Here is an 8,384-nt window from a genome sequence, read left to right as displayed (position 1 = left end):
GGGGGGCCGGGGCCGCCGCCCACCTCGACGAGCAGGGCTCGCGCGCCATCGAGGAGGCGCTCGCGGCGCTGGCCGCCGCGGATCCCGACGGCGCAGTGGAGGCCGACTTCGCCTTCCACCGTGCCGTCGCGGCCGCGACCGGCAACCGCTTCTACCTCGACCTGATGGACTCGCTGGGCCCGATGATGATCATGCTGCCCCGCACCCGGCTCGGCGACGCCTACTCGCCCAGCGACGCGCTCCACGTCGAGCGGGTGCAGCGCGAGCACGACAACGTCGCGGCCGCGATCCTCGCCGGTGACGCCGACACTGCCCGGGCGGCGATGCGGGTGCATCTGGGCAGCACCCGCCGGCGTCTGCGGAGCAGCTGAGCTACCGCGGGTGCTCCCCGAGCGGGGTGAAGCAGAACTTCCCGCCCGCGAGCCGCTCCTCGGGTCCCTGCGGGCCGTCGTGGATCGCGTCGCCGAGCACCTCCGCGGCGAAGATCTCGGAGTCGTCCTGCGGGTGGTAGCCGATCGCCTCACCGGCCTCCAGCGACCACCAGCGACGGGTGTTGCGAGAGATGCCCCACACCACCCGGAAGCCGGGCTCGGGAGTGGCCAGGCACGCCTCGAGGAGCCGCGCGCCGTCGTCGGGTGACATCCACGTCCACAGCGAGCGGCGGTCCCAGGGCCTCTCGAAGCACGAGCCGATCCGCAGCGCGGTCACATCGATGCCGTAGCGGTCGTGGAAGAGGCTGCCGAGCGCCTCCATCGCGACCTTGCTGACCCCGTAGTAGGTGTCCGGTCGCGGGAAGGCGTCGGCGGTCAGCCCCTCGGCGGGTCCCTCGGAGCGCACCGTGTCGAGGTCGTAGAAGCCGGCGGCGTGGTTGCTCGAGGCGAGCACCACGCGCGCCACCCCGGCGTCCCGGGCGGCCTCCAGGACCACCCGGGTGCCGTCGATGTTGGCCGAGAGGATGCCGTCCCACGGGGCCTCGACGCTGATGCCGCCCAGATGGATGATCGCCTCGACGCCCTCGCAGGCGGCGCGCATCGCCGCCTCGTCGGTCACCGACGCCTCGATGACCTCGACGGCCTCGCCCTCGGCGGGGTCCTCGGGACGTACGACGTCGAGAAGGCGAAGCAGCCGGCCCTCGCGGGCGAGGCGGCTGCGCATCATCCGCCCGATGCCGCCGTTGGCGCCGGTGACGAGGACGGTCTGGCTCGGCTGGGTCATGCGTCCTTCAGGAACCCGGTGGCCTCGGCGAGCAGGTGCTGCCTGTCCGCGCCCGCCAGACCGAGGTGGTAGAGGTGGATCTGGTCGACCCCGGCGTCGAGCAGGGCTCGGAGATGACCACCGAAGTCGTCCTCGGTGGTGGGCGGAAGAACGGTGACGTACGCGGCGGTCGCGGCCTTGCCGGAGACCGCCTCGACGAGCCCGCGCCCGGTCTCCACCGACGCCTCGGTGGTCGGCCAGCAGAAGGAGACGACCACGTCGACGTCGTCGGCCGTGGTCGGGGTCAGGCCCGGGCTGGCGCCGGTGGCCCAGGGGTCGGGCTGGGCGTGCAGGGCGATCTCGACGACGTCGGGAGCGGCCTCGCGGACGGCCGCGATCACCCGGTGGCGGAGCTCGTCGGCCGCGGCATGGCGGGAGGCGAGGATCGTGTCCAGCGTCGTCGCGTCGACGCTCGCGCCGGCGGAGTCCGCCCCGGTCGCGGCCCGCAGAGTCGCCACGGTGGCCGCGGCGTCGAGCCCGCGAGCGGTCCAGTCCTCGCGGCAGGCGGTGCAGCAGCAGATCGAGAGGAGCTGCTCGGTGGTGTCGTCGTAGGCCCCGTCGGTCTTGTCGTGGTGCCCGCCGTGGCCGAACCCGAGGTGGCCGCACGCCTCCAGGATGACGCTCGAGGTGGCCGTCTCGCGCACGGCCTCGGCGGCCAGGGTCTCCGCGTAGCGGCGGACGTCCTCGTGGCGGGTGCACAGGGCATAGGGGTAGGGCTCGTCCCAGCAGTTGACCACCGCGAGGTCGGGGTCGGCCTCGCCGAGGAGCGTGGAGTGGGTCAGCACGATCCAGGCGGCGACCTCGATCCCCGCCTCGGTCAGCGTCGCGGCGGCCTCTCCGTAGGGGTCGTCCGCGGCGACCCACGTCGCCGCCGGCGGCACCAGCCGAGCGCCGTCCCAGGCCTCGGGGCGCACCGGACGGTAGAGCGCCGCGCTGCGGGCCTCGACGATCCGGTGGCGGGGATGGAGCGGGGTCGCGGCGCGAGCGGTGTGGTACGCCGCGGCGAGCGCGACCTTCGAGACGCCGAGACCCTGGGCGCGATCGACGAAGGCGGGATCGCCGATCACGTCCCAGGGGTAGGCGTATCCGACGACCGGGACGGTGCCGGTCCTTCCCGAGTCGGTCACCAGCGTGACGTGTTGGGCGTGAAGTCCGGGTCGATCGAGCGCATGTAGACAGTGTCCTCCCTGCGGCGAACGCCGCACCTCAGGTACTGCTCGTGGAGCTCGCCGAGCAGGTCACGATCGAGCTCCACACCGAGGCCGGGGCCGGTCGGCACCGCGACCGCACCGTCCTCGAAGTCGAGCACCCCGGAGCGTACGACTTCCTGGGTCTTCCACGGGTAGTGGGTGTCGCAGGCGTAGGTCAGGTTGGGGGTCGCGGCGGCCAGGTGGACCATCGCGGCCAGGGAGACGCCGAGGTGGGAGTTGCTGTGCATCGACAGGCCCAGCCCGAAGGTGTCGGTGATGCCGCCCAAGAGCGCCGATTGGCGCAGTCCACCCCACAGGTGGTGGTCGGAGAGCACGATCTGGACCGCGTCCGCCGCGATCGCCGGCTTGAGGTGCTCGAAGGCGATCACGCACATGTTGGTGGCCAGAGGTACGTCGGTGCGGGCCGAGACCTGCGCCATCCCCTCGATCCCGGGGGTGGGGTCCTCGAGATACTCCACGACGCCGGCCAGCCGCTCGGCGACCTTGACCGAGGTCTCCGGCGTCCAGGCGCCGTTGGGGTCGAGCCGCAACGGCAGCTCGGGGAAGGCCTCGCGGAGCGCCTCGATCGCGGCGCACTCCTCGTCGGGGTGGAACACCCCGCCCTTCAGCTTGAGCGAGCCGAAGCCCCAGCCGTCGACCAGGCGCTTCGCCTGCGCGACGATCTGCTCGGGGTTCAGCGCCTCGCCCCACTCGTCGTCCGGCTGACCGGGGTGGCCGGCCCATTTGTAGAACATGTAGCCGCTGAACGGCACCCGGTCGCGCACCGCGCCGCCGAGCAGGTCGCTCACCGGTCGGCCCGCCTCGCGGGCGACCAGGTCGAGGCAGGCGACCTCGAAGGGGGAGTAGACCGTGTCGACCGCGGAGGAGACGTCGAGCATGCCGCCGAAGGAGGCACCCGCCCCGCCGGTCTCCTTGCCGAGCACGTCGACGACGAGCCGGCGCAGGCCGTGGGTGTCGTAGGGGTCCCGTCCGGGCAGGGCGGCGGCGACGGCGTCGAGGCGGGCGAGGTGGGTCTCGTCCGCGTACGTCTCCCCGAGACCGACCAGGCCGGTGTCGGTGTGCAGCTCGACGATCGCGCGCAGCGCCCACGGCTGATGGACGCCGACCACGTTGAGCAGCGGCGGGTCGGCGAACGCGACCGGGGTGACGACGACCTTCGAGATCCGGCTGCGCTCGCTCATGCGGTCGGCTTCACGGCGAGGACGGGCACACCGGCGTCGAGCAGGATGCGCTGGGCGTCGCTGCCCAGCAGCGCCTTGCCGACCGGCGAGCGGCGGCGCAGCCCGATCACGATCAGCCGGGCGCCGGTCGAGGCGACCAGACCGTCGAACGTCTCCACGACGTCGGCGCCGTGCGTGGTGTGGTCGACGCGAGCGCTCACCCCGGCCTCGGCGGCGCGGGCGACGAGCTTCGCGGCCGCGGCCTCGTCGACGAGGTCGGTGTCCACGGTGGCGCCGCGGCGCGGGCTGTTGACGACGACGACGTCGTCGCCGCGGGCCGCCGCCTCGGCCAGGCCGGCCTCGAGGGCCGCCTCACCTACCGGTGTGGGTACGTAGCCGATCAGGATGGTCATTGGTGTGTGCCTCTCTCAGCGGGTCGGGCTCAGCGGGTCGGGGTGTCGACGTCGTCGCGCTCGGCCGGGGCCGCGGCGACGGTGGCGGTCTTGCGCCGGCCCAGGAGCGCCTTGGCGGCGGGCCAGAGGGCGACCAGGACGAAGGCAGCCAGGATGGTGCCCGAGATCGGGCGGGTGAAGAACCCGGTCGGGTCCCCGTCGAAGATCAGCATCGAGCGGCGTACCCCGTCCTCCACGATCGAGCCCAGGACGAAGGCGAGCACCATCGGGCCGGGCTCGAAGCCCACCTTCTTCATCAGGTAGCCGATCAGGCCGAAGACGATCATCACGAAGATGTCGAAGGTGGAGTTGTTGATCGTGTAGACGCCCAGGATCGTGATCAGCGCGGTGATCGGGGCCAGGATCGCCGGGCGCACCCGCAGGATGCGTACGAAGATGCCGACCAGCGGGATGCTCAGGACCAGCAGGATCAGGTTGCCGATGTACATCGAGTTGATGACGCCCCAGAACAGGTCGGGGCGCTCCTCGACGAGCTGCGGACCGGGCGAGATGCCGAGGATGAGCAGGGCGCCGAAGAGCATCGCCATCGACGCGTTGGCCGGGATGCCGAGGGTCAGCAGCGGGATGAACGAGGAGGTCGCGGCGGCGTTGTTGGCGGTCTCGGGAGCCGCGACGCCCTCGATGGCACCGCGTCCGAAGCGCTCGGGGTTCTTAGCGATGCGCTTCTCCGTGGCGTACGCGGCCAGGGAGGACATCACCGCGCCACCGCCGGGCAGCACGCCGAGGACGAAGCCGATCACCGAGCCGCGGCCGATCGCGCCGGAGGACTGCTTGAGGTCCTTGCGGGAGGGCCAGATGTTGGCCACGGCGGCGGGTACGTGCGGCTTCCCGTGGCGCTCCTCGAGGTTGTAGAGGATCTCGCCGACGCCGAAGAGACCCATCGCGACGACCACGAAGTCGATACCCTCGGTCAGCTGCAGGCTGCCGAAGGTGAACCGCTCGGCGCCGGTGAAGCTGTCGCGGCCCACGGTGGCCAGCAGGAGGCCGAGCGCGGCGGCGATCATCGCCTTGAGCTTGTTGCCGTTGCCGATCGTGGCGACCAGCAGGACGCCCAGCAGGGCCAGGGCTGCGTACTCCGGGTCACCGAAGTTGAGCGCCCACCCGGCGATCACCGGGGCCACCAGGGTCAGGCCGAGGATGGAGACGGTCGCTCCGACGAAGGAGCCGATCGCGGCGATGCCGAGGGCGGTGCCGGCCTTGCCCTGCTTGGCGAGGGCGAAGCCGTCGAAGACGGTGACGACCGATGAGGCCTCACCCGGCAGCCGGAGCAGCACCGAGGTGATCGTGCCGCCGTACTGGGCGCCGTAGTAGATGCCGGCCAGCATGATGATCGCGGAGACCGGATCGATGCTGTAGGTGATCGGCAGCAGGATGGCGATCGTGGCCGCCGGCCCGAGGCCGGGGAGTACGCCGATCAGCATGCCGATCAGCACGCCGATCAGGCAGTAGAGCAGGTTCTGCGGTTCGGTGACGAGCCCGAAGCCGTCGAGGAATGCGTTGACGTCCACTGGGGGGCTCCGCTCAGAACAGGTGGGGCAGCGGGATGCGCAGCCCGTAGAGGAACAGGAAGTAGAAGGCGGCGACCGTGAGGACCGACGTGATGATCGTGCTGCGCCACGACTCGCCGCCGAGGAACCTCAGCCAGACGACGCACAGCAGCAGCGACGGGATCTCGAAGCCGATCACCGGCATCATCAGGGCCAGCCCGATGAAGGTGACCAGGCCGACGGCGGGAAGCACGCTGGAGCGGGTGAACTTCTCGCTGTCGGTCAGCCCGCGGCCGACGACGAGCAGCGCTGCGGCCATCGCGGTGATGGCGATGCTGACGATGAACGGCCACATCCCGGCACCGGGCTGGCGCAGCGTACCCAGGCCGTAGCCGTAGGAGAGCACCGCGCCGCCGATGCCGACGACGAGAACGACGAGCGCACCCACCAACTGGTAGACCGGTCCGCCCGAAGGAGGTCGTTCCTCCTCCAGCTCATGGGCCACCTCGGCCTGGATCTCGGCCAGGATGTCCTGGTCAGGAGTTGGGGTGCGTTCGTCGCTCATCGTCTTGCTTTCGTCGTGTGGGGAGGGTCAGCTCGCGCCGAGGTTGAGACCGTACTGCTCGACCAGGTCGGCGAACCGCTTCTTGTCCTCCTCGAGCTGGGTCACCACCTCGTCGCCCGAGATCTCCATCGGGGTGAGGCTGTTCTGCTTGTTGAAGGCCTGGTACTCCTCGGTCTTGAACGTCGCCTGCATCGCGTCGGCGATGGCGTCCTTGACGTTGTCCGGGGTGCCCTTCGGGACGGTCATGAAGCGGTACTGCGCGACCTCGACGTCGAGGCCCTGCTCCTTGGCGGTCGGGACGTCCGGCAGGAAGTCGACCCGCTCGGGACCGAAGACGCTCAGCGGGGTCAGCTTGCCGGACTCGATGTTCTCGATCGCCTCGCCGACCTGGATGCAGGCGGTGTCGACCTGGTTGCCGAGCACCGCGGTCAGTGCCGGGGCGCCGCCGTCGAACGGAACGGCCTCGGCCTCGACGCCGGCCGAGCCGTACGTCAGGCCGCAGGAGAGCTGGGCACCGGTGCCGACGCCGGTGGTGCCGTAGGTGACCTTCTTCTTCGCGGCCTTGATGTCGTCGAGCGTCTTGAAGCCGCTCTTCGGGCCGGTGACCATGACGTAGTCGTCACGGGAGACACCCTGGACGACGTCGAAGTCGCCGAGGTCGGTGGCCTCGTCCGCGCTGACCGCCAGCGGCGTGATCGCGAACAGGGAGGCGTTCTGGATGGCGATGGTCTGACCGTCGGCCTTGGCCTTGGCGACCTTGTTGGCGGCGAGCGCACCGTTGGCGCCCTCCAGGTTGATCACCGGGAACGAGGCGCCGAGCTCGTCGGAGAGGCCCTTGGAGACCGCGCGGCTGATCAGGTCGCTGGAGCCGCCCGCCGAGGCACCGACGTACATCTCGACGTTGCCCGCGGGATACTCCTCGCCGTCCCCGCTGCCTCCGGTGGTGTTGGAGACTCCGCAGGCGGAGAGGGCCAGGGCCGCGACGCCGGCCGTCGCGGCGAGAAGGTGGGTGGTCGTACGCATCGTTGCTCCTAGGTCCTGGTGGCCGGGCTGGTGGTGGCAGGGGATGGCCCGACGTCGTGTGACCACCGACACTAAGAGTCTTAGCGATACCGGTCCAAGCCCGTTTCGGCATAGAGTGTTCCACCTGGTGCATCGTGGTCTACTCTGGCCCGATGATCACGCTCGACCAGGTGCGCTCTTTCGTAGCGGTCGCCGAGGAGCTTCACTTCGGCAGGGCCGCCGAGCGGCTGCGGATGACGCAGCCGCCGCTGTCACGACAGATCCAGAAGCTGGAGAAAGCCGTCGGCGCGCAGCTGCTCGAGCGGGACAATCGCCGGGTCGCTCTGACGGGTGCGGGAGCGGCTTTCCTCGACGAGGCGTACCGGATGCTCAACCTGGTCGAGAGCGCCGGCGACCTGGCCCGTCGGGTGGATGCGGGTGCGGCCGGCATGGTCCGGCTCGGCTTCACCGCGGTCTCGGCGATCTCGATCCTGGGGCCCCTGCTGCGCCGCCTCACCGTCGAGCTCCCGGATGTCGAGGTGCGGCTCTCCGAGCGGGTCACCCTGGCGCAGGTCGACGGCATCCGCCACGGCGAGATCGACATCGGCCTGGCCCGCCCGCCCTTCGACACCGAGCTGCTCTCCTCGAGGGTCATCTCCCGGGAGCCGCTGATGGCCGTGCTCCCGCAGGGCCACCCCCTGGCCGAGATCGACCGACCGCTGACGCCGGAGGACTTCGAGGGCCAGCCCGTCATCGGCTACCACCCCCAGCAGTCCCGCTACTTCCACGAGCTCTCCGTACGCTTCCTGGCCAACGCCCACCCCCGCATCGAGCAGCGCGTGCACCAGGTCCTCACCGCCATGCTCCTGGTCTCCGCCGAGCGTGGCGTCGGCTTCGTCCCGGTCTCGGCCAGCTCGCTGCACGTCGAAGGTGTCGTCTTCCGCCCCATCGAGCACGGCGGCGGCGACACCCGTCTCGACAAGGACCCCGAGCGGCCGGTCGAGCTCCATGCGATCTGGGCTCGGGGGTCTGTCAGTCCGGTCGTACGGCGGGTGCTGGATGCGATCGTGGAGATGAATCGGTAGGTGGGTTGGTGAGGGGCGGCTTTCGCGGGGTGCGGTTTCGCATGGGCTGGTGGCCGCCGACCCGTTACGGAGGGTGTTCTCGCCGGACCCCGGAGTAAAGGACGGCCTGCGGCCGCCGGCTTCGCCGGCCGCTTCGCGGTCCTTGAC

9 protein-coding genes are annotated in these 8,384 nt (G+C 70.9%); 2 read left to right on the top strand and 7 right to left on the bottom strand.

Features of this window, described 5'->3' with window-relative positions; genetic code table 11:
* The coding region (locus tag ACFU7D_RS27045) for a FadR/GntR family transcriptional regulator (RefSeq protein ID WP_378873194.1) at positions 1-371 on the top strand (371 nt) is incomplete at its 5' end.
* A 1-nt stretch (position 372) separates the two neighbouring features.
* On the opposite strand, the gene ACFU7D_RS27040 is transcribed toward ACFU7D_RS27045, so the two are convergent.
* From ACFU7D_RS27040 to ACFU7D_RS27010, 7 genes are read right to left on the bottom strand one after another with little or no spacing between them, the layout of a single operon-like run.
* Positions 373-1,215 carry an NAD-dependent epimerase/dehydratase family protein gene (locus ACFU7D_RS27040; RefSeq protein ID WP_378873192.1) on the bottom strand — a complete coding sequence of 281 codons (843 nt, stop codon included), beginning with the start codon at positions 1,213-1,215 and terminating at the stop codon, positions 373-375.
* A complete protein-coding gene (locus tag ACFU7D_RS27035) occupies positions 1,212-2,381 on the bottom strand; it encodes a hypothetical protein (protein WP_378873190.1) in 1,170 nt (389 codons plus the stop codon). The genes ACFU7D_RS27040 and ACFU7D_RS27035 overlap by 4 nt, the downstream gene beginning before the upstream one ends.
* Entirely contained in the window at positions 2,378-3,646 is a 1,269-nt protein-coding gene (locus tag ACFU7D_RS27030) for a glucarate dehydratase family protein (protein WP_378873188.1), read from the bottom strand. Before ACFU7D_RS27030 ends, ACFU7D_RS27035 begins: the two co-directional genes overlap by 4 nt.
* A complete protein-coding gene (locus ACFU7D_RS27025; RefSeq protein WP_378873186.1) occupies positions 3,643-4,038 on the bottom strand; it encodes a universal stress protein in 396 nt (131 codons plus the stop codon). The genes ACFU7D_RS27030 and ACFU7D_RS27025 overlap by 4 nt, the downstream gene beginning before the upstream one ends.
* Positions 4,039-4,067: 29 nt before the next feature.
* Positions 4,068-5,606, bottom strand: a complete 1,539-nt coding sequence (locus tag ACFU7D_RS27020) for a tripartite tricarboxylate transporter permease (protein WP_378873184.1) — start codon at positions 5,604-5,606, stop codon at positions 4,068-4,070.
* A 13-nt stretch (positions 5,607-5,619) separates the two neighbouring features.
* Positions 5,620-6,150: a tripartite tricarboxylate transporter TctB family protein gene (locus ACFU7D_RS27015; protein WP_378873182.1), complete on the bottom strand. Its 531-nt coding sequence runs from the start codon at positions 6,148-6,150 to the stop codon at positions 5,620-5,622.
* 27 nt (positions 6,151-6,177) lie between these two features.
* Positions 6,178-7,173, bottom strand: coding sequence for a tripartite tricarboxylate transporter substrate binding protein (locus tag ACFU7D_RS27010; RefSeq protein WP_378873180.1), 996 nt, complete (start codon positions 7,171-7,173; stop codon positions 6,178-6,180).
* Positions 7,174-7,325: 152 nt separating this feature from the next.
* Here ACFU7D_RS27010 and ACFU7D_RS27005 point away from each other — a divergent pair, with 152 nt between their 5' ends.
* Complete coding sequence (locus ACFU7D_RS27005) at positions 7,326-8,237, top strand: LysR family transcriptional regulator (RefSeq protein ID WP_378729643.1); 912 nt, start codon at positions 7,326-7,328, stop codon at positions 8,235-8,237.
* Positions 8,238-8,384 lie beyond the last annotated feature (147 nt).

It is taken from the genome of Nocardioides sp. NPDC057577 (genome assembly GCF_042801335.1).
Classification (GTDB): Bacteria; Actinomycetota; Actinomycetes; order Propionibacteriales; family Nocardioidaceae; genus Nocardioides.
This window is presented reverse-complemented; position numbering and strand designations above follow the sequence as displayed.